This is a genomic window from Stappia sp. WLB 29, from assembly GCF_023507705.1.
Lineage (GTDB): Bacteria > Pseudomonadota > Alphaproteobacteria > Rhizobiales > Stappiaceae > Stappia.
Genome location: NZ_JALBGD010000004.1, coordinates 295,098 through 313,731, shown reverse-complemented (window position 1 = coordinate 313,731; position 18,634 = coordinate 295,098). Strand labels below are relative to the sequence as shown.

At 68.1% G+C, this 18,634-nt stretch carries 21 protein-coding genes and 1 tRNA gene; 14 read left to right on the top strand and 8 right to left on the bottom strand.

From position 1 onward, the window contains the following. The first annotated feature begins 9 nt into the window (after positions 1 to 9). The 5 genes from MNI96_RS10215 to MNI96_RS10195 are packed head-to-tail and all read left to right on the top strand — an operon-like array spanning position 10 to position 4,089. Positions 10 to 774, top strand: a complete 765-nt coding sequence (locus tag MNI96_RS10215; RefSeq protein ID WP_067223537.1) for an ABC transporter ATP-binding protein — start codon at positions 10 to 12, stop codon at positions 772 to 774. Then, positions 774 to 1,487 (top strand): ABC transporter ATP-binding protein, encoded by a 714-nt coding sequence (locus tag MNI96_RS10210; RefSeq protein WP_249692727.1) that lies wholly within the window; start codon positions 774 to 776, stop codon positions 1,485 to 1,487. Before MNI96_RS10215 ends, MNI96_RS10210 begins: the two co-directional genes overlap by 1 nt. 2 nt (positions 1,488 to 1,489) lie before the next feature. Beyond that, the gene (locus MNI96_RS10205; RefSeq protein ID WP_249692725.1) at positions 1,490 to 2,374 is read left to right on the top strand and encodes a branched-chain amino acid ABC transporter permease; all 885 of its coding nucleotides are present in this window, start codon (positions 1,490 to 1,492) and stop codon (positions 2,372 to 2,374) included. A gap of 9 nt (positions 2,375 to 2,383) precedes the next feature. Beyond that, positions 2,384 to 3,355, top strand: a complete 972-nt coding sequence (locus MNI96_RS10200; protein ID WP_249692723.1) for a branched-chain amino acid ABC transporter permease — start codon at positions 2,384 to 2,386, stop codon at positions 3,353 to 3,355. Continuing rightward, entirely contained in the window at positions 3,352 to 4,089 is a 738-nt protein-coding gene (locus MNI96_RS10195) for an SDR family NAD(P)-dependent oxidoreductase (protein WP_249692721.1), read from the top strand. Before MNI96_RS10200 ends, MNI96_RS10195 begins: the two co-directional genes overlap by 4 nt. 98 nt (positions 4,090 to 4,187) lie before the next feature. Here MNI96_RS10195 and prpB read toward each other — a convergent pair whose 3' ends face one another. Beyond that, on the bottom strand, positions 4,188 to 5,093 hold the full coding sequence (gene prpB, locus MNI96_RS10190; RefSeq protein WP_249692719.1) for a methylisocitrate lyase: 906 nt from the start codon (positions 5,091 to 5,093) through the stop codon (positions 4,188 to 4,190). A 168-nt stretch (positions 5,094 to 5,261) separates the two neighbouring features. Here prpB and MNI96_RS10185 point away from each other — a divergent pair, with 168 nt between their 5' ends. Further along, the gene (locus MNI96_RS10185; RefSeq protein ID WP_249692717.1) at positions 5,262 to 6,257 is read left to right on the top strand and encodes an aminotransferase class IV; all 996 of its coding nucleotides are present in this window, start codon (positions 5,262 to 5,264) and stop codon (positions 6,255 to 6,257) included. 175 nt (positions 6,258 to 6,432) lie between these two features. Here the strand turns inward: MNI96_RS10185 and MNI96_RS10180 are convergent. Further along, positions 6,433 to 6,508: transfer RNA gene (locus MNI96_RS10180), tRNA-Ala, on the bottom strand. Between the two features lie 197 nt (positions 6,509 to 6,705). Then, on the bottom strand, positions 6,706 to 7,101 hold the full coding sequence (locus tag MNI96_RS10175) for a TIGR02300 family protein (RefSeq protein WP_249692715.1): 396 nt from the start codon (positions 7,099 to 7,101) through the stop codon (positions 6,706 to 6,708). A gap of 241 nt (positions 7,102 to 7,342) precedes the next feature. On the opposite strand from MNI96_RS10175, the gene aroA reads away from it, so the two are divergent. The 3 genes from aroA to rpsA all read left to right on the top strand — a co-directional run bounded on the left by aroA (position 7,343) and on the right by rpsA (position 11,387). Then, entirely contained in the window at positions 7,343 to 8,698 is a 1,356-nt protein-coding gene (gene aroA / locus MNI96_RS10170; protein ID WP_249692714.1) for a 3-phosphoshikimate 1-carboxyvinyltransferase, read from the top strand. Continuing rightward, positions 8,695 to 9,321 carry a (d)CMP kinase gene (gene cmk / locus MNI96_RS10165; RefSeq protein ID WP_249692712.1) on the top strand — a complete coding sequence of 209 codons (627 nt, stop codon included), beginning with the start codon at positions 8,695 to 8,697 and terminating at the stop codon, positions 9,319 to 9,321. Before aroA ends, cmk begins: the two co-directional genes overlap by 4 nt. Positions 9,322 to 9,677: 356 nt before the next feature. After that, positions 9,678 to 11,387: a 30S ribosomal protein S1 gene (gene rpsA, locus MNI96_RS10160; protein WP_249692710.1), complete on the top strand. Its 1,710-nt coding sequence runs from the start codon at positions 9,678 to 9,680 to the stop codon at positions 11,385 to 11,387. A 116-nt stretch (positions 11,388 to 11,503) separates the two neighbouring features. Here rpsA and MNI96_RS10155 read toward each other — a convergent pair whose 3' ends face one another. Next, the gene (locus MNI96_RS10155) at positions 11,504 to 11,890 is read right to left on the bottom strand and encodes a DUF488 domain-containing protein (protein ID WP_249692709.1); all 387 of its coding nucleotides are present in this window, start codon (positions 11,888 to 11,890) and stop codon (positions 11,504 to 11,506) included. Between the two features lie 94 nt (positions 11,891 to 11,984). Continuing rightward, a complete protein-coding gene (gene panB, locus MNI96_RS10150; RefSeq protein WP_249692708.1) occupies positions 11,985 to 12,791 on the bottom strand; it encodes a 3-methyl-2-oxobutanoate hydroxymethyltransferase in 807 nt (268 codons plus the stop codon). 200 nt (positions 12,792 to 12,991) lie between these two features. On the opposite strand from panB, the gene sppA reads away from it, so the two are divergent. The 3 genes from sppA to MNI96_RS10135 all read left to right on the top strand — a co-directional run bounded on the left by sppA (position 12,992) and on the right by MNI96_RS10135 (position 14,761). Then, a complete protein-coding gene (sppA, locus tag MNI96_RS10145) occupies positions 12,992 to 13,999 on the top strand; it encodes a signal peptide peptidase SppA (protein ID WP_249692707.1) in 1,008 nt (335 codons plus the stop codon). Beyond that, positions 13,996 to 14,304, top strand: coding sequence for an integration host factor subunit beta (locus MNI96_RS10140; protein WP_249692706.1), 309 nt, complete (start codon positions 13,996 to 13,998; stop codon positions 14,302 to 14,304). Before sppA ends, MNI96_RS10140 begins: the two co-directional genes overlap by 4 nt. A gap of 103 nt (positions 14,305 to 14,407) precedes the next feature. Then, positions 14,408 to 14,761, top strand: a complete 354-nt coding sequence (locus tag MNI96_RS10135; protein ID WP_249692705.1) for a LapA family protein — start codon at positions 14,408 to 14,410, stop codon at positions 14,759 to 14,761. Between the two features lie 46 nt (positions 14,762 to 14,807). Here MNI96_RS10135 and MNI96_RS10130 read toward each other — a convergent pair whose 3' ends face one another. Next, positions 14,808 to 15,428 carry a trimeric intracellular cation channel family protein gene (locus MNI96_RS10130; protein ID WP_249692704.1) on the bottom strand — a complete coding sequence of 207 codons (621 nt, stop codon included), beginning with the start codon at positions 15,426 to 15,428 and terminating at the stop codon, positions 14,808 to 14,810. A gap of 146 nt (positions 15,429 to 15,574) precedes the next feature. On the opposite strand from MNI96_RS10130, the gene MNI96_RS10125 reads away from it, so the two are divergent. Both MNI96_RS10125 and fabF read left to right on the top strand, forming a co-directional pair. After that, a complete protein-coding gene (locus MNI96_RS10125) occupies positions 15,575 to 15,997 on the top strand; it encodes a MarR family winged helix-turn-helix transcriptional regulator (RefSeq protein ID WP_249692703.1) in 423 nt (140 codons plus the stop codon). 73 nt (positions 15,998 to 16,070) lie between these two features. Next, positions 16,071 to 17,339, top strand: a complete 1,269-nt coding sequence (gene fabF / locus MNI96_RS10120) for a beta-ketoacyl-ACP synthase II (RefSeq protein WP_249692701.1) — start codon at positions 16,071 to 16,073, stop codon at positions 17,337 to 17,339. 102 nt (positions 17,340 to 17,441) lie between these two features. Here fabF and grpE read toward each other — a convergent pair whose 3' ends face one another. Next, a complete protein-coding gene (gene grpE, locus MNI96_RS10115) occupies positions 17,442 to 18,074 on the bottom strand; it encodes a nucleotide exchange factor GrpE (RefSeq protein WP_249692696.1) in 633 nt (210 codons plus the stop codon). Between the two features lie 223 nt (positions 18,075 to 18,297). Next, the gene (gene trxA / locus MNI96_RS10110) at positions 18,298 to 18,618 is read right to left on the bottom strand and encodes a thioredoxin (RefSeq protein WP_249692693.1); all 321 of its coding nucleotides are present in this window, start codon (positions 18,616 to 18,618) and stop codon (positions 18,298 to 18,300) included. Between the last annotated feature and the right edge of the window lie 16 nt (positions 18,619 to 18,634).

The following is an 18,634-nucleotide window of genomic DNA, read 5'->3' as shown; positions in this document are numbered from 1 at the left end:
ATACAGTCCATGACCCATATCCTGGAAACGGTTGGACTCTGCAAGGAGTTCCGCGGGTTCCGGGCGGTCGACGACGTCTCCCTGCGGGTCCGGGAGGGCGATATCCACGCCCTCATCGGGCCCAACGGGGCCGGCAAGACGACCGTCTTCAACCTGCTGACGAAGTTCCTGTCGCCCAGCGCGGGCAGGATCGTGTTCGATGGCCGGGACATCACCCGCGAGAAACCCGCCGCCCTCGCCCGCCAGGGCATGGTGCGCAGTTTCCAGATCTCGGCCACCTTCCCCCACCTGACGGTGCTGGAAAACGTGCGCGTGGCGCTGCAGCGGCGCCACGCGCCGACCTATGCGTTCTGGCTGCCGGGGAGCGTGCTGTCGCGCCTCGACGCCAGGGCGATGGACCTGCTGGAGCAGGTCGACATGCAGGACTTCGCCCAGACCAAGGCGGCCGACCTTCCCTACGGGCGCAAGCGCTCGGTGGAGATCGCCACGACGCTGGCGATGGAGCCGCGGCTGATGCTGCTCGACGAGCCGACCCAGGGCATGGGCCACGAAGACGTGGAGCGTGTCACCCAGCTCATCAAGCGGGTCTCGGCGGGACGCACGATCCTGATGGTGGAGCACAACATGAAGGTCGTCGCCGGCATCTGCGACCGCATCTCGGTCCTGCAACGCGGCGCCCTGCTCGCCGAAGGGACCTATGCCGAGGTCTCCGCCGACCCGCGGGTCCTGGAGGCCTATATGGGCAGCGAGACCGAGCTGGAGGGGGCGCACTGATGGGCGAGACCGTCCTGTCCCTGACGGGAGTGAACGGCTGGTACGGCGAAAGCCACGTGCTGCACGGCGTCGACCTCGACGTCCGCCGCGGCGAGGTGGTCAGCCTGATCGGCCGCAACGGCGCCGGCCGCACGACGATCCTGCGCGCCATCATGGGCCTGCTCGACCGGCGCGAGGGCCGGCTGGAGATCCGCGGCCATAACATGAGCACGACGCCGGCCTACCGCATCGCCAAGGCCGGGCTCGGCTACTGTCCGGAGGAACGCGGCATCTTCGCCTCGCTGAGCTGCGAAGAGAACCTGCTGCTGCCTCCGGTGACCCGGACCGACGGCGGCATGGCCATGTCGCTCGACGAGATCTACGCGATGTTCCCCAATCTCAAGGAACGCGCGCACAGCCCCGGCACCCGCCTGTCCGGCGGCGAGCAGCAGATGCTGGCGATCGCCCGCATCCTGCGCACCGGCGCGGACATCCTGCTGCTGGACGAGATATCCGAGGGCCTCGCCCCGGTGATCGTGCAGACGCTCTCGAGGGTGATCCAGGATCTCAAGGCCCGCGGCTTCACCATCGTCATGGTCGAGCAGAACTTCCGCTTCGCGGCACCGCTCGCCGACCGCTTCTTCATCATCGAGCACGGCCGTGTGGTCGAGGAGATCGCGCAAGCCGATCTCGCCGCCCGCGCCGACGACATCCGCACGTATCTGGGAGTGTGACCATGACCGAGATCTTCGGCGTTCCCGCCCCCGTGCTCTACGGCCAGCTGCTGCTGGGCCTCGTCAACGGCAGCTTCTATGCGCTGCTGTCGCTCGGCCTGTCGCTGATCTTCGGCCTGCTGAACATCGTCAACTTCGCCCATGGCACGATGTACATGCTGGGCGCGTTTCTCGCCTATCTGCTGCTGGAGCCGCTCGGACTCGGCTACTGGTGGGCCATTCTTCTGGTGCCGTTGCTGGCGGCCGGTCTCGGCATCGTCATCGAGCGGACGATCCTCAAGCGCATCTACAAGCTCGACCACATCTACGGCCTGCTCGTCACCTTCGGCCTGACCATGGTGATCGAGGGCTTCGTGCGGGTGTATTTCGGCGTGTCGGGCCTGCGCTACGCGGTGCCGCCGTCGCTGCAGGGCATGGTCGATCTCGGCTTCATGCGGCTGCCGATCTACCGCATCTGGGTGATCGTCGCGGCCCTCGGCCTGTGCCTCGTCACCTGGCTGGTGATCGAGCGGACCCGCCTCGGCGCCACCTTGCGCGCCGGCACGGAGAACCCGAGCCTGGTGCAGGCCTTCGGCGTCAACGTGCCGCTGCTGGTCACGCTGGTGTTCGGCTGGGGCGTCGGACTTGCCGCCTTCGCCGGCGTGCTCGCCGCGCCCCTGATGCAGCTCACCCCGCAGATCGGCCACTCCATCATCATCACCGTCTTCGGCGTGGTGGTGATCGGCGGCATGGGCTCGATCCTCGGCTCCATCGTCACCGGTCTCGGCCTCGGCCTGATCGAGGGGCTGGCGAAGGTCTATTACCCGGAGGCCTCGTCCACCGCGATCTTCGTCCTGATGATCCTGGTCCTGCTGGTTCGCCCGCACGGCCTGTTCGGAAAGCAGTGAGGACAGGCCATGCTCAACACCCGCACCCTCATGATCGTGCTGGCCGTCGCGGCGCTCGCCGTCGCCCCGGCCCTCATCTACCCGATGCTGATCGTGAAGCTCCTGTGCTTCGCCATCTTCGCCTCGGCCTTCAACCTGATGCTCGGCTATACGGGGCTGCTGTCCTTCGGTCATGCGATGTTCTTCGGCTCGGCCGGCTATGCGCTCGGCCTGACGATGAAGCATCTCGGCTGGCCTCCGGAACTCGGCATCCTCGCCGGCGTCGCAGTAGCGGCCCTGATCGGCTTCCTCGCCGGATCGGTGGCGATCCGCCGCCAGGGCATCTACTTCGCCATGATCACGCTGGCGATCTCGCAGCTGATCTACTTCGTCGCCATGCAGATGGAGTGGACGGGGCGCGACGACGGCTTCCACGGCATCCCGCGCGGCACGCTGTTCGGCGTCATCGACCTGCAGGACGACATGGCTCTGTACGGCCTGGTCGCCGCCTGCTTCCTGCTGGCGCTGTTCGCGATCCACCGCATCGTCACCTCGCCCTTCGGCCAGGTGCTGACCGCGATCCGCGAGAACGAACCGCGCGCCATCTCGCTCGGCTACGACGTCGACCGCTACAAGGTGCTGGCCTTCACCCTGTCGGGGGCGCTGTCCGGCCTTGCCGGCGCGCTGAAGGCGCTGGCGCTGTCCTACGAGTCGCTCAACGACCTGCACTGGGCGCTGAGCGGCGAGGTGGTGATGATGTGCATCCTCGGCGGCCTCGGCACGCTGGGCGGGCCGGTGGCCGGCGCCTTCTTCGTGATCCTTCTGCAGAACTTCCTCGCCGACAAGGTGGGCGAATGGCTGTCGGTGATCATCGGCGTCGTGTTCCTCACCTGCATCCTCGCCTTCCGCAAGGGCTTCGTCGGCGAGATCGGCGCCTGGATCGAGAAGATGCGCGCCCGCAAGGAATCCGCCGCCGAAGCCGGACGGGAGGGCAACCGATGAAGGGGCGTTCCGCAATCGTCACGGGCGCGGCCCGCGGGCTCGGCCAGGCCATCGCCCGCAAGCTGCTGGAGGAAGGGGCGCGCGTGGCGATCTGGGACCAGGACGGCGAGGCGGCACAGGACTGCGCCGAGCAGCTTTCCGATATCGGCCCGGCCCATTCCTGCGCCGTCGACATCACCTCTCCGGAGGAGGTGGCGACCGCGCTGACCGCCACCCGCAAGATGCTCGGCGAGATCTCGATCCTCGTGTGCAACGCGGCCATTCCCGGCCCCAACGTGCCGGCGGCGGAACTGGCCGCCACCGACTGGGCACGGGTGATGGAGGTCAACGTCACCGGCACGCTGCTGTGCTGCCAGGCGGTGATCCCGGACATGGTGGCGCGCGGCTACGGCCGCATCGTCACCATCGGCTCGGTCGCCGGCAAGGAACCGGGCCCGCGCATCGCCGCCTATGCGGCGAGCAAGGCGGCGGTGATCTCGCTGACCAAGACGCTGGGGCGTGAACTCGCCACCACCGGCGTCACGGTCAACTGCGTTGCGCCCGGCGCCATCCGCACCCGCATCTTCGACGGCTGGCCGGAAAGCTACGTCCAGGAGCTTCTCGCCAAGATCCCGATGAACCGCTTCGGCACGCCGGAGGAGCTGGCGGAGATCGTCGCCTTCGTCGCCTCCCGCAAGGCCTCCTTCTCCACCGGCGCGGTGTTCGACATGTCGGGGGGGCGGGCCGACTACTGAGCCCGCTTCCGCTCGGGCCCGCGGCAAGGCCTCATCGCACGCGGCGCGCCGGAGCAATCAGCCTGGCTGCTTCCCTGCGTCTGCCGTTTCCGGCAAGCTCACTTCGGCAGCACCGTTGCGACGATGGACGCATCGAGCGCCTCGTACTGGTCAAGGCCGATGGTCCGGTAGAGCTCGGCCCGGGTCTGCATCTCGGCGAGCATCGCCTGCGTCGAGCCGTCGCGCGCCAGCGCCGCGTAGAGCTTCTCCTGCGCCTTGTTGGCGACGCGCAGCGAGGACACCGGCCAGATCACCATCCGGTAGCCCATGTCCTCGAACTCGCTCGCCGTGAAGAAAGGCGTGCGGCCGAATTCGGTCATGTTGGCGAGCAGCGGCACGCCGGGCATGCGCGCCGCGAACTCGCGGAACATCTCGGCCGTGGTCAGCGCCTCGGGGAAGATCGCATCGGCGCCGGCCTCCATGTAGAGCCTGGCCCGTGCCACCGCACCGTCGAGGCCCTCGCTTGCGGCCGCATCCGTGCGCGCGACGATGTAGAGATGGCGCCGTGCCGTTGCGGCCGCCGCGACCTTCGCCGCCATGTCTCTCGCATCGGCGAGCTTCTTGTCGTTGAGATGCCCGCACTTCTTCGGCAGCAGCTGGTCCTCCAGATGCACGGCCCCGGCGCCGGCATCTTCGAACGTGCGCACCATGTGCATGACGTTGAGCGCCTCGCCATAGCCGGTATCGCCGTCGACGAGCAGAGGAAGCCCGGCCGCGCGCACGATCTGGCGGATGAAGACGGCGACCTCGTCCACCGTGATGATGCCGAGATCGGGGATGCCCATCGAGGCGGTCATCGCCGCGCCGGACAGATACAGCCCCTTGAAGCCGGCGGCCTTTGCCTGCAGCGCCGCCATGCCGTTATGCGCGCCCGGCAACCGGGCGATGCCGCCCTGCTCCACCAGCGCGCGGAAACGCTCGCCGGCGCTTTCGAGCGGCAATTCGGCAGCAGTCAGGTATGTCATGGTATCGCTCCGTTTTCCGGCCGGCATGGTGGCACGGCTCGCAGGCCGGTGCAGCCGGGCATTTCAGAAATCCCAAGCGAACTGGAGAAAGGCGCCGCGGCCTGCCATCTTCTGGAGGGAGCCCCGCCACACGCGACGAAGACGCAGATCGAAGGGAAGGAAACCGACATGAGCTTGCAGGACACGAGGCCGTCGCTGAACTGGCCCGAACCGACGGAAAGCGCCGCCCCGTGCGCGCCGCTTCCCGGCTTCGAAAAGGGCTCTGCCTTCATCGACGGGCGCATCGTTCCCATCGAGGAGGCGCGGATCCCCCTGCTCGACTGGGGCTTCCTGCGCTCCGATGCGTTCCAGGAGACCGTTTCGGCCTGGAACGGCCGGGTGTTCCGCATCGAGGATCACCTTGCCCGCTTCAGCCGGTCGGGCGAGCGCCTGCGCATGCCGATCCGCTACGAGCCCGCGCAGATCCGCGAGATCATCCACGCGCTGGTGCGGGTGTGCGGCTACGACAAGGCCTATGTGCAGATCATCAACACGCGCGGGCGCCCGCCCATCGGCAGCCGCGACCTGCGGCTGTGCGAAAGCCGCTTCCAGGCGTTCTGCATGCCCTACATGTGGCTGAAGCCGCCGGAGCTGCAGTCGCTGGGCATGAGCCTGCACATTTCCTCGCGCCTGCGCGTTCCCCCCGCCTCCGCCGACCCGATGGTGAAGCACTATCACTGGCTCGATTTCGAGATGGGCCTGCTCGACGCCTATGACGCGGGATGCGAGACCGTCGTCCTGGTCGATGGCGACGGCAATGTGGTGGAAGGCCCCGGTTTCAACATCTTCGCGGCCGTCGACGGCACGCTCGTCACCCCGGCCCGCAACATGCTGGACGGCATGACCCGTCGCACCGTGCTGGAACTGGCCCGCAAGCTCGGCCTTCCCGTCGAGGAGGCACCATTGTCGCCCGAGATGGTGCGCGGCGCCTCGGAAGTGTTCCTGACGACGACCGCCGGCGGCGTCGTTCCGGTCACGTCGGTGGACGGCAAGGCGGTCGCCAATGGGGCGCCGGGCAGCTTCACCACGCGGCTGCACGCCGCCTACTGGACGCTGCGCGAGGAGGGCACGATGGGCGATCCCATCGACTATTCCGCCGCCACGCCGCAGGAGTGGCTCGGCTGAACAGCGGTCCGGGCGCGTGCCGTGACGCGCCCCCCGACGCCGGCGGCTGCCGGACGAATTCCGCGGGATCCGGTCGGGTTCCGCGAGTTCCGGCTACGCAAACGGCGCAAGCAGGCGAACGGGCGCCTGCTCTCATCCGGTGTTTTTATGGGATTTTCAGATCGAAGGGGAAGACTGGTGGAGCCAAGGGGAGTCGAACCCCTGACCTCTTGAATGCCATTCAAGCGCTCTCCCAACTGAGCTATGGCCCCGTCTTCCAGTGTCTTGTCCGAAGCCCTTGGCCGGAAACCTCCGGGACCCTCCTGCTTCGGACCGTCCGGCGACGCTTGGGTTCGCCTTGCCGGTGCGGGCGGAAAATACGTCTTCCGCCCCTCAAGTCAAGCGGAATAATCCGCTTTCCCGAACAGGCCCTGAGGAAAACTTTCAGGGCCTGTGGACAACGCCGATGTCAGCGGTCGGTGTCCTCGTCGTCGCGCTCGAGCACGATGCCCGGCACGTCGTCGTCTTCCTCGTCCTCGTCGTCGATGAAGACGTCGTCGGCATCGTCGTCGGCGATGTCCTCGTCCACCTCGTCATCGTCGATGGCGACGGCGGTATCGCCCTCGGTCTCCGCGTCGGCTTCCTCGAGGCTTACCAGCTCGGCGCCCTCGTCTTCCAGCTCGACGTCGTCCTCGTCCTCCTCGACCACGGCCGCAGCCTTGGCAGCGGTCTTCGCCCGCATCGCCTGGGCCACGATGAACACCGTGCCGCACTTGGGGCAGGTGATCGGATCGCGATTGAGGTCGTAATATTTCGTGCCGCAACCGCCGCACAGCCGCTTGGTGCCAAGATCGGGTTTTGCCACGTTTCCAACCCTTGTCTGCAGATAATCGGGCGTTCGCTTAAAGGCTACCCGGCTTCCTGTCAAAGCCTAATCCGCCCTGCTTCGTCAAACGCTTTATGGACCCGCCCCGTCGCGGTCTCCGGCATGTTGGTGTGACTGCGTCCGAAGGGGCCGTCACGGGGCAACACCCACGGTGACGTATCGGTTCCAGCATGATACGAGGTGCAACGCAACAGTCGGCTTCAAGCTTTCGGAATCCAGCATGTCCCACTCCACCGCCGCAAGGCCGCTGACGGCCCGCTCCGGCGCCGCGCTCAAGGGCCGGGTCACCGTGCCCGGCGACAAGTCCATCTCCCACCGGGCCCTGATGCTGGGCGCACTGGCCATCGGCCGGACAACGGTTTCGGGCCTGCTGGAATCGGAGGACGTGCTCAACACCGCCGCCGCCATGCGCGCCTTCGGTGCCCGCATCCAGCGCGATGCATCGGGCCTGTGGAGCGTCGACGGCGCCGGGCTCGGCAGCCTCATCGAGCCGGAAACGGTGATCGACTACGGCAATGCCGGCACCGGCGTGCGCCTTGCCATGGGCATCGCCGGCACCCATCCCATCGCCGCCACGTTCACGGGCGACGCCTCGCTGGTGAAGCGGCCGATGGGCCGCGTGCTGGAGCCGCTCAGGATGATGGGAACGCGGGTGATCTCGCGCTCCGGCGACCGGCTGCCGCTGTCGGTGCACGGCCCCGGCACCCCGGCGCCGATCAGCTATCGGGTGCCCGTGCCGTCCGCGCAGGTGAAGTCGGCGGTGCTGCTGGCCGGCCTCAATGCGCCGGGCCAGACCACGGTGATCGAACCGATTCCCACCCGCGACCACACCGAGCGCATGCTCGCCGGCTTCGGCGCGACCATCCAGGTCGACCGCGACGACAATGGCGGGCGGGTGATCACCGTCACCGGCCAGGGCGAGCTGCAGCCGCAGGACGTCACCGTGCCGGCCGATCCCTCCTCGGCCGCCTTCCCCATCGTCGCGGGCCTGATCGTGCCGGGCTCGGACGTGACGGTCGCCGACGTACTGCTCAACGAGCACCGCACCGGCCTCCTGACCACGCTGCAGGAGATGGGGGCGGATCTGGAGATCGCCAATGTCCGCGAGACCGGCGGCGAGCGGCTGGGCGATGTGCGCGTGCGCCATTCGCGGCTGAAGGGCGTCGAGGTGCCGGCGAGCCGCGCGCCCTCGATGATCGACGAATATCCGGTGCTGGCCGTCGCCGCCGCCTTCGCGGAAGGCACCACGACCATGCTCGGGGTGGAAGAGCTCAAGGTGAAGGAATCGGACCGCCTTGCGGCGGTCGCTGCGGGCCTGCGCGCCAACGGCATCGACTGCGAGGAAGGCGAGAGCACCTTGCGGGTGCACGGGCGCAAGGGCCCGGTCGGCGGCGGCACCGTCGCCACCCATCTCGACCACCGCATCGCCATGACCTTCCTGGTGCTCGGCCTTGCCGCCGACCGGCCCGTCACGGTCGACGACGGCGCCGTGATCGCCACCAGCTTCCCGAGTTTCGAGGCGCTGTTCGCGGAGCTCGGCGGCGACATCCGCGAGACGGGAGAGCAGGCCGCATGATCATCGCCATCGACGGGCCTGCGGCCTCGGGCAAGGGCACCCTGGCGCGCCGGCTGGCCGACCATTACGGGCTGCGCCATCTCGACACCGGCCTCACCTATCGCGCGGTCGCGGCCGCGCTGCTGGCCCGCGGTCTGCCGCTCGGCGACGAGGCGGTGGCGGTGGCGACGGCGCGCAATCTCGATCTCTCCCGCCTCGACCGCGACGTGCTGTCGGCGCACGAGATCGGCGAGGCGGCCTCGCGCATCGCGGTGCTGCCGGGCCTGCGCGAGGAGCTCGTGCGCTTGCAGCGGCGCTTTGCGCAGGAGCCGCCGGGCGCCGTGCTGGACGGGCGCGACATCGGCACCGTGGTGTGCCCGGATGCGGACGTGAAGCTCTATGTGGTGGCGAGCGCTGCCGAGCGCGCGCGCCGGCGCACCCAGGAACTCCTGTCCAAGGGGCAGGAGGCCGACTATGCGCGGGTGCTGGCGGATCTGGAGCGCCGCGACCAGCGCGATGCCGGCCGCAGCGTCGCGCCGCTGAAACCGGCGGACGATGCGGACTTGCTCGATACGTCGGAAATGGATATAGAAACCGCGTTCAAGGCGGCTGTGGATATCGTCGATAGCGTGCACGCAAGGTAGCGGTCACGGGATCGGCGCTTTTTCGCTTCCTGCCCCGAGCCGGATTGCCTGCCGTTGCGCGCAGGTTTCCGCGCCCATCGGCCTCATGGTCCGGCTCGTCCGCGACCGGCCGGGCGAAGACTGGCGGATCGCGGACATGTTGTTCTCCTTTCGGTGAAGAACGGCCACGCATTTCCCGCAAGACATGACTGAGCGTGCGGTTTCACCTTCCGCCTCGCCGGCCTGCGCGGTCCCGTTGCCACATGGCGGGGACGGCGCGGAAGCAGCACCCGAAACGGGCGCTGCCGGACGGGGGAACCGCCTGGAACAACACAAACCCGCCGGCGACGAGCCAGACTTGGCTGCCAGGAGTTTCGATGAGCAGTTTGAACCCTACCCGCGATGAATTTGCCGCCCTTCTCGAGGAAAGCTTCGAGCAGCAGGAGCTGTACGAAGGTTCCGTCGTCACCGGCACCGTGATCGCCATCGAGAAGGATCTCGCGGTGATCGACGTCGGCCTGAAGGTCGAAGGCCGCATCGCGCTGAAGGAATTCGGCGTCAAGGGACGTGACGGCGAAGATGCCGGCGTCTCGGTCGGCGACAAGGTCGAGGTCTATCTGGAGCGCGTCGAGAACGCGCTCGGCGAGGCCGTCCTGTCGCGCGACAAGGCTCGCCGCGAAGAGAGCTGGGTCCGTCTCGAGGTCGCCTTCGAGGCGAACGAGAAGGTCACGGGTCAGATCTTCAACCAGGTCAAGGGCGGCTTCACCGTCGACCTCGACGGCGCCGTGGCCTTCCTGCCGCGGTCGCAGGTGGACATCCGTCCGGTGCGCGACGTCGCCCCGTTGATGCACACCCCGCAGCCGTTCCAGATCCTGAAGATGGACAAGCGTCGCGGTAACATCGTCGTGTCGCGCCGTGTCGTCCTCGAGGAGACCCGTGCCGAGCAGCGCTCGGAGCTGGTCCAGAGCCTCGAGGAAGGCCAGGTCATGGAAGGCGTGGTCAAGAACATCACCGACTACGGTGCGTTCGTCGACCTCGGCGGCATCGATGGCCTGCTGCACGTCACCGACATTGCGTGGCGCCGCATCAACCACCCGAGCGAGGTCCTGTCGATCGGTCAGACCGTCAAGGTCCAGATCATCCGCGTCAACCAGGACACGCACCGCATCTCGCTGGGCATGAAGCAGCTCGAGGCCGATCCGTGGGACGGCATCGAGGCCAAGTACCCGGTCGATGCCAAGTTCACGGGCCGCGTGACCAACATCACCGACTACGGTGCGTTCGTCGAGCTGGAGCCGGGCATCGAAGGCCTGATTCACGTGTCCGAGATGTCCTGGACCAAGAAGAACGTCCATCCGGGCAAGATCGTCTCCACCTCGCAGGAGGTTGAGGTGATGATCCTGGAGGTCGATCCGGTCAAGCGTCGCATCTCGCTCGGTCTCAAGCAGACCCTGCAGAACCCGTGGGAGGCCTTCGCCGAGAAGTTCCCGACCGGTACCGAGGTCGAGGGCGAGGTCAAGAACAAGACCGAGTTCGGCCTGTTCATCGGTCTCGACGGCGACGTCGACGGCATGGTCCACCTCTCCGACCTCGACTGGAACCGTCCGGGCGAGCAGGTCATCGAAGAGTACAAGAAGGGCGACATGGTTCGCGCCGTCGTGCTCGACGTCGACATGGAGAAGGAGCGTATCTCGCTCGGCATCAAGCAGCTCGGCGGCGATCCGTTCGACACTGCTGCGGCCGGCGAGCTGCGCAAGGGTGCGATCATCACCTGCGAAGTGGTCGAAGTGAAGGACGGCGGCCTCGAGGCCAAGATCGTCGACACCGACCTCACCACCTTCGTGCGTCGCGCCGACCTGTCCCGCGACCGCGCCGAGCAGCGCCCCGAGCGTTTCTCGGTCGGCGAGAAGTTCGACGCCCGCGTCACCCAGTTCGACAAGAAGACCCGCCGCGTGTCGGTCTCCATCAAGGCGCTGGAAATCGCCGAGGAGAAGGAAGCCGTCGCGCAGTACGGTTCGTCGGACTCGGGCGCTTCGCTCGGCGACATTCTCGGCGCGGCCCTCAAGGCCCGCGAGACCGACGACTGATCGCAACACGCGACCTTACGAAAAAACAGAACCCCGGCCGCAAGGCCGGGGTTCTTTCGTTTCGGGGGGCCGAAAGGCCGGGCTGCTTTCGTCTCAGGCCGGATTGGCAGCACGCGTCAGGCGATGTCGGCACCGCGCTCGGCCAGCAGTTCCCGCAGGACCGAGCGATGGCAGCGGGCCTCGTCCTCGCAGTAGCAGCCGAGCGAGAAGGCGCCCGAATGCGACAGCACCGCCAGCGTGTCGAGCAGGTGCGCGGGGCCGGGCGCGGCCATCTCCTTGCGGAAGGCCTTGACGAAGGCCGCCCAGTCCGCGTCCGACTCTGCCGCCCGCGCGCTCGCCACCAGCTCCGCGCTCGGCGAAAGCTCCGGCAGCCAGGTGTCGTACCAGTCGCCCGAGGCATAGTCCTCCTTGCGCACCCCGCGCGGCGGCCGGCGCACCGTGCCGAGCCGGGGCCCTTCGCCCTCGCTGCGTGGTGTTCCGAGCCGCACGATCCGAACGCTCATCTTTCGCTCCCTTGCCGTGACCTGCGCGAGGATGACACGTCCGGCCCCGCCCCCGGAAGGTCGAAAAGACGCTTTCCGGCGGCTCCGGAGGAGATCAGCCGTAGCAGTGCTCGGGCGCGGGATAGGCGCCGGAGCGCACCTCCTCGCCGAAGGCGCGCAGCGCCTCAGTGATGCTGCCGCGCCCGGCAAGGTAGTCCTTCACGAAGCGCGCCTTGCGCCCCTCGCCCAGCCCCAGCATGTCGTGCAGGACCAGCACCTGCGCATCGGTCGAGGGCCCTGCGCCGATGCCGACCACCGGCGCCTTTGCCGCCTCGCTCACCGCCCGCCCGAGCGCGTCGGGCACGCATTCCAGCAGCAGCAGGCGGGCGCCGGCCTCCTCCAGCACGCGGGCCTCCTCGCGGATACGCGCGGCGGCCGCCTCGTCGCGGCCCTGCAGGCGGAAGCCGCCCAGCATGTCGGCCGTTTGCGGCGTCAGGCCAAGATGGGCGCAGACCGGCATGCCGCGCTCGGTGAGATGGCGGACCGTCTCGGCGACCCAGGCACCGCCCTCGATCTTCACCGCATTGGCGCCGGCCTGCATCAGACGGGCGGCATTGGCGGCGGCCTGACCCGGCGTGTTGGCCGCGCCGAACGGCATGTCGGCGAGGATCAGCGGACGGAGCTCGCCCGCCTCCACGCCGCGGCGGACGCAGGCCGTGTGATAGGCCATGTCGTCCATGGTCACCGGAACGGTCGACCCGCGTCCCTGCACCACCATGCCGAGACTGTCGCCGACGAGCAGGGTCTCGATGCCGGCGCCGGCGGCGGCCAGGGCAAAACCGGCGTCATAGGCGGTGACCATCGCGAAACGGCGGCCGTCCGCCTTGCGCGCGTCCAGCGTATTAAGGGTGATTTGCGCCATGGTTCGTAAGCTCCTCCCCGACCTGCTATCCTGCACCGCAACAAAACGTGGCGAGCGTCTGAGTGCCAGAGGACGCGGCGTCCGGCAAGCATGCCGCTGCGCGCCTGCGGGCCGTTTCTTCCAGTTCGGGCTTTTCAACCGGAGCTCGGCCATGTAGCGATAGGCCTCCCTGCAAGCGGGAAGAGCGAAAGGTTTGGCCCATGGCCCTTGATGCGGATGCGCTGGTCGACCGGCGGCGACTGCGCCGGAAAGTGGTGTTCTGGAGGGCATTTGCCTTCCTGCTCGCGATTGCGGCGATCGGCGGAATGCTCGCCTGGAGCGGCGCCTTCGGCTCGCTCGACCGGCGCGGAGCCCACATCGCACGGCTTCCGGTCGGCGGACTGATCGTCGACGACCGGGACAGGGTCAAGCTGATCGAGGAGCTCGCCGAGAACGAGCGGGTGAAGGCGGTGATCGTCGACCTGAACTCGCCCGGCGGCACCACCGTCGGCGGCGAGACGCTCTACATGGCGCTGCGCGAACTGGCGGAGAAAAAGCCCGTGGTCGCGCAGGTCGGCACGCTCGCCGCCTCGGCCGGCTACATGACCGCCATCGCCTCCGACCATATCGTCGCGCGGCACACCTCGATCACCGGCTCCATCGGCGTCTACATCCAGTACGGCAATTTCGGCGGCCTGCTCGACACGCTGGGCGTCAAGTTCGACGTGGTGCGCTCCGGCCCGCTCAAGGCGGAGCCGAACTTCCATTCCGATACGCCTCCGGCCGTGCGCGACAATCTTCAGGCCCTGATCAACGACAGCTACGAATGGTTCGTCGCCCGGGTGGCCGAGCGCCGCGGGCTGGACACGGACGCCGTGCGCGCGGTCGCGCAGGGCGGCGTCTATTCCGGCGAGGCGGCGCGCGATCTCGGGCTGATCGACGATCTCGGCGGCGAGGAAGCCAGCCTGAAATGGCTGGAAACGGAACGCGGCATCGCCGCCGACCTGCCGGTCGTCACCTGGCGGGTCGCGCGCGAGAGGGAGGGCGGACTGCCCTTCGTCGGCCGCATGGCGCACTGGTTCGGCTCCGGGGTCGCCAGCGGTGCCCTCGAGGCGGTGGCAGGTGCCGGCGCCATCATCCCGGAAGGGCTTGCGCTTGACGGTCTTGTGTCCGTTTGGCACGCTCGCAACGCGGCGGAAAGTCTCGACCGAACAGGGGGACGCGAATGATCAAGTCGGAACTGGTGCAACGGATCGCCGAACAGAATCCGCATCTTTACCAGCGGGACGTGGAGAACATCGTCAACGCGATCCTCGACGAGATCACCGATGCCCTGCGCACCGGCAACCGGGTCGAGCTTCGGGGCTTCGGCGCCTTTTCGGTGAAGAACCGGCCGGCCCGCACCGGACGCAATCCGCGGACGGGGCAAAAGGTCGACGTGGAGGAGAAGTTCGTTCCCTTCTTCAAGACCGGCAAGGAGATGCGCGAGCGTCTCAACGACGGGGACGGTTCGGAAGACCCCGACGACGATTGAGCGGCCCTGAGCGGAGCCGGGGCCGAAGGCGGCCCGACTGCGGGCCGGGCTCCGGGACCGCATGCGACCGGCCGCGCGGGAGATCGCGTACAGGAGACAGGAATTGACGCGCTTTCTGAAGAACCTCGTGCTGGTGCCGATCGCCGTCGTGCTGATCGCACTGGCGGTCGCCAACCGGCATGTCGTGACGCTGTCGCTCGACCCGTTCAACCGGGCCGACCCGGCGCTCAGCGTCAACGCGCCGCTGTTCTGGATCCTGTTCGCAGCCGTCGCCTTCGGCGTCTTCATCGGCGGCGTCGCCTCCTGGGCAGCCCAGGGCAAGTGGCGCAAGGAAGCCCGCGTCAAGCGGCGCGAGGCCGACCGCTGGCACTCGGAAGCCGACAGGCTGAAGGCCGTGCAGCAGCAGGGGCAGCAACAGGGCGGCGGCAAGGCGCTCGCCTCGCGTAGCGCCGCCTGATCGTCCGTCCATCCGACGTTTCGGCGATGATGCTGGCCCGTGTCGTTCAGGATTCGTCCCGCGGCGGCGTGTAGCCGGGCAGATGCCAGCCCTTGAGGATCGCCCCGCCGCGCAGGAAAAACGCGACCGCCACACCGGCAATCGCCGCCGGCCAGGCTTCGGCTCCGAAGGAAAACAGGCCGACATAGACGCCCGCGCCGACAAAGGCCGGGGTGAGATAGAGCTCCGGCTTGAGCAGCGCCGAAGGCTGCCCGGCGATGGTGTCGCGGATGATGCCGCCGAAGGTCGCGGTCGCCACCCCCATCAGCACGGCCACCGTCGGCGGGTGGCCGAGCGACAGCGTCTTCGCCGCCCCCATCACCGAATAGGCCGCAAGGCCCATGGCATCGACCCAGCGCAGCGGCTTGCTCAGCCGCTCCACGGGCGGAATGACGAACCACATCAGCGCGCCGATGGCGATGCAGACGACGATATAGATCTCGTTCTCGACCCAGAAGACCGGCGCATCGAGCAGCAGGTCGCGCAGCGTGCCGCCGCCGACGCCGGTGAACGCGGCGAAGAAGACGAAGGCGAGGCAATCGAGCCGCAGCCGCGAGGCGACGATGGCCCCTGTCACCGCGAAGACGGCAACGCCGAGAAAATCGAGGATCTGGAGCATGGTCGCCATGCGGCGATGCTAGGCCGTAATCCCGCGCGTCCGCAACGGACGAAGTGGCGCGCGCGCCCGCTGTCCCCGTATTGCGACGAGCCGATCGATTGGCCGGGCGCACGCCAATGTCTTGACTTCGCAAGGCGCAGCTTTCCAATGACGGCATGACCCTGCCCAAAGCCCTTGCCGACTGCCTGATCATGAACACCGTGGCGACCTCGCGGGCGCTGCTCAAGCGCTGGGACGCCAGGCTCAAGCCGCACGGCGTCACGGTCCAGCAGTTCTTTCTTCTGTCGGCGATCCGCTACCTGCCCGGGCAGCCGGTCATGGCGCTTGCCGAGCGTATCGCCCTCGACCGGACCAGCCTCACGCGCAATCTCGACCTCCTTGTGAAGAAGGGATTGATCCGGCGCGTTGCCGGACTGCCCGGAAATCAGCGCGTCTGCGAGCTGACGCCGGAAGGAGACGCCGTTCTCGGCCCGCTTCTGGAGGCCTGGCCTGAGGCCTATGCCTCGGTGATGAAGGACATCACGGAGGAGGAAGCGGCAATCTATCTCCGCGTCGCCCGGCGGCTGGCGGCGCAGTGACGGGCCATCGGGCCTGTTGTGCTCGCTCCATTATGTGTATATGCACAGTCCAGACCTTACCGAGGAGGCTTGCATGTCCGTTCCGATTGTCGTCACGGGTTTGGGCGCCGTGTCCCCGCTGGGCGCCGGCATCGAGGCGAACTGGCGCCGGCTGATCGCGGGACAAAGCGGCATCGTCGCCAATACCCGCTTCGACACGACCGGCTGGAAATGCGGCATCGCCGGGCTGGTGCCCTCCATAGCGGAGGACGCCGAAGGATTCGACCCCGAGCGCTGCATGGATGCCCGCGACCGGCGCCGGAACGACCTGTTCATCCAATACGCCATGGCCGCGGCCGTCGAGGCGCTGGACCAGGCCGGCTGGCACCCGGAGGATCCCGAGCAGCGGGCGCGCACGGCGACGCTGATCGGCACCGGCGTCGGCGGCGTCCCGGCGATCACCGCAGCGAGCGAACTGGTCCGCGCGGAAGGACCTCGGCGGCTGTCTCCCTTCGTCGTTCCCTCCTTCCTTCCCAATCTTGCGGCGGGCCAGGTGTCGATTCGCTTCGGCTTCAACGGGCCGGCCGGCTCTCCCACCACGGCCTGCGCCGCCTCGGCCCAGGCCATCGGCGATGCCATGCGCCTGATCCGCTCGGGCGAGGCCGATATCGCGCTGTGCGGCGGTGCGGAAGGCTGCGTCGATCCGGTCGCCATCGGCGGCTTCACCGCGGCCAAGGCGCTGTCCTTCGGCTACAACGACGACCCGCAGCGCGCCTCCCGCCCGTTCGATGCGGATCACGACGGCTTCGTCCTGTCCGAAGGCGCGGCGATGCTGGTCATCGAGCGGCTCGACCATGCCGAGCGCCGCGGCGCCCGGCCCCTGGCGGTCCTGTCGGGCTACGGCACCACCACGGACGCCCACCATGTCACGGCCGGCTGGCCGGACGGGCGCGAGGCGGCGCGGGCGATGGAGATCGCCATCGCGATGGCCGGGATCGAGGCCGCGGATATCGGCTATGTCAACGCCCATGCCACCTCGACGCCCGTCGGCGATGCGGCGGAACTGGCGGCGCTGGAACGCGTCCTCGGCGCGGCGCGCGGCCGGGTGCCGATCAGTTCCACCAAGTCGGCGACCGGTCACATGCTGGGGGCGGCCGGGGCCATCGAGGCGGTGTTCTCGGTTCTGGCCATCCGTGACGGGACCTTGCCGCCCAGCCTGAACATCGCCCGCCCGATGGCGGAGGCCGAAGGCTTCGACCTGATCTCGCAAGGCGCCCGCCCGGCACCGGTCGACCATGTCCTGTCCAACGCTTTCGGCTTCGGCGGGGTGAATGCCGCGCTGGTCTTCAGCCGCTTCGACTGACGCCGGCTGCCGATGCCGGCGCACAGCAAAAAAGGCGCGCTCTGGGGCGCGCCTTTCTCGTAAAGCGTGACCGGATCTCGTCCGAGGCCCGGAAAGACGTCCTCAGGCGGTGCGGTCGACCGTGGAGCCGGGCTCGGCCGCCGGGATCTCGCCCTCCGGCTTGCGCTCCTTCGGCCCGCCCTTCGACACGCCGACGAGAGCCGGGCGCAGCACGCGATCGCCGATCACGTAGCCGGCCTGCATCACCTGCACGACGGTGTTGTTCGGCACTTCGGTGTTCGGCACTTCGAACATCGCCTGGTGGAAATTCGGGTCGAACTTCTCGCCGGCCGGGTCGATGCGGCGCACGCCGTGCTTCTCGAGCTGGTTGAGCATCTCGCGCTCGGTCATCTCGACGCCCTCGATCAGCGCGCGCATGCTCTCGTTGGCCGCATCGCGCGCCTCGGCGGAGATCGCCTCCAGCGCCCGGCGCAGGTTGTCGCCGACGCCCAGCATGTCGCGCGCGAAGCTGGCCGCCGCATACTGCTTGCTGTCGCGGATTTCCTTCTCGGTGCGCCGGCGCAGGTTCTCCATCTCCGCCATGGTGCGGAGCATGCGGTCCTTCAGCTCGGCGTTCTCCGCCAGCAGCGCCTCGGTCGGATCGAGCGCGGCCTGCGCCTCGCCGCCGTTCTCGGCCTCGTGACCGGAAACGGCATCCTCGGGGTTGATATTGGTCTTGTCGTTGCTGTCGTTCATGGTCTTCCCGGCAATGCTCGGCGTCTTCAGAAAGGGTCTGGTCCGACCGGCGGACCCGTCCGTCCCCTTGCAAGGGCGGCCCGGGATTTCGCCGATGCGCGCATCTGCCGGCCGGCCTGTCGTCCACCCGGCATCGCACGCAAGACGCACCGGTCCGGCAAGCCTTGAGAGGCAAGCCGGACCGGCGTGATTCGGTTCAGGGTTCGCCCGAGACCGGACTGCGTCAGATCGCGGTCTGGATCCAGGCGGCCAGCTTGTTCTTGGGTGCCGCGCCGATCTGCGTGGAGACCGGCTGGCCGTCCTTGAACAGGATGAGCGTGGGGATGGAACGCACCCCGTACTTCATCGCCATGTTCTGGTTCTCGTCGATGTTGAGCTTGGCGATCTTCACCTGCCCGCCCATCTCTTCGGAGATTTCCTCCAGAGCCGGTGCGATCATCTTGCACGGACCGCACCACTCGGCCCAGAAGTCCACCACGACGGTGCCGGACGCCTTCAGGACGTCGGTTTCGAAGCTCTCATCGGTCACGACTGAAGTGGCCATTCGATGCCCTTTCCAA

Excerpts from the sequence above, each read along its gene's own strand:
- MNI96_RS10215 (WP_067223537.1), top strand. The coding sequence starts at position 10 with ATGACCCATATCCTGGAAACGGTTGGACTCTGCAAGGAGTTCCGCGGG.
- MNI96_RS10210 (WP_249692727.1), top strand. The coding sequence starts at position 774 with ATGGGCGAGACCGTCCTGTCCCTGACGGGAGTGAACGGCTGGTACGGC.
- MNI96_RS10205 (WP_249692725.1), top strand. The coding sequence starts at position 1,490 with ATGACCGAGATCTTCGGCGTTCCCGCCCCCGTGCTCTACGGCCAGCTG.
- MNI96_RS10200 (WP_249692723.1), top strand. The coding sequence starts at position 2,384 with ATGCTCAACACCCGCACCCTCATGATCGTGCTGGCCGTCGCGGCGCTC.
- MNI96_RS10195 (WP_249692721.1), top strand. The coding sequence starts at position 3,352 with ATGAAGGGGCGTTCCGCAATCGTCACGGGCGCGGCCCGCGGGCTCGGC.
- prpB (WP_249692719.1), bottom strand. The coding sequence starts at position 5,093 with ATGACATACCTGACTGCTGCCGAATTGCCGCTCGAAAGCGCCGGCGAG.
- MNI96_RS10185 (WP_249692717.1), top strand. The coding sequence starts at position 5,262 with ATGAGCTTGCAGGACACGAGGCCGTCGCTGAACTGGCCCGAACCGACG.
- aroA (WP_249692714.1), top strand. The coding sequence starts at position 7,343 with ATGTCCCACTCCACCGCCGCAAGGCCGCTGACGGCCCGCTCCGGCGCC.
- cmk (WP_249692712.1), top strand. The coding sequence starts at position 8,695 with ATGATCATCGCCATCGACGGGCCTGCGGCCTCGGGCAAGGGCACCCTG.
- rpsA (WP_249692710.1), top strand. The coding sequence starts at position 9,678 with ATGAGCAGTTTGAACCCTACCCGCGATGAATTTGCCGCCCTTCTCGAG.
- MNI96_RS10155 (WP_249692709.1), bottom strand. The coding sequence starts at position 11,890 with ATGAGCGTTCGGATCGTGCGGCTCGGAACACCACGCAGCGAGGGCGAA.
- panB (WP_249692708.1), bottom strand. The coding sequence starts at position 12,791 with ATGGCGCAAATCACCCTTAATACGCTGGACGCGCGCAAGGCGGACGGC.
- sppA (WP_249692707.1), top strand. The coding sequence starts at position 12,992 with ATGGCCCTTGATGCGGATGCGCTGGTCGACCGGCGGCGACTGCGCCGG.
- MNI96_RS10140 (WP_249692706.1), top strand. The coding sequence starts at position 13,996 with ATGATCAAGTCGGAACTGGTGCAACGGATCGCCGAACAGAATCCGCAT.
- MNI96_RS10130 (WP_249692704.1), bottom strand. The coding sequence starts at position 15,428 with ATGGCGACCATGCTCCAGATCCTCGATTTTCTCGGCGTTGCCGTCTTC.
- MNI96_RS10125 (WP_249692703.1), top strand. The coding sequence starts at position 15,575 with ATGACCCTGCCCAAAGCCCTTGCCGACTGCCTGATCATGAACACCGTG.
- fabF (WP_249692701.1), top strand. The coding sequence starts at position 16,071 with ATGTCCGTTCCGATTGTCGTCACGGGTTTGGGCGCCGTGTCCCCGCTG.
- grpE (WP_249692696.1), bottom strand. The coding sequence starts at position 18,074 with ATGAACGACAGCAACGACAAGACCAATATCAACCCCGAGGATGCCGTT.
- trxA (WP_249692693.1), bottom strand. The coding sequence starts at position 18,618 with ATGGCCACTTCAGTCGTGACCGATGAGAGCTTCGAAACCGACGTCCTG.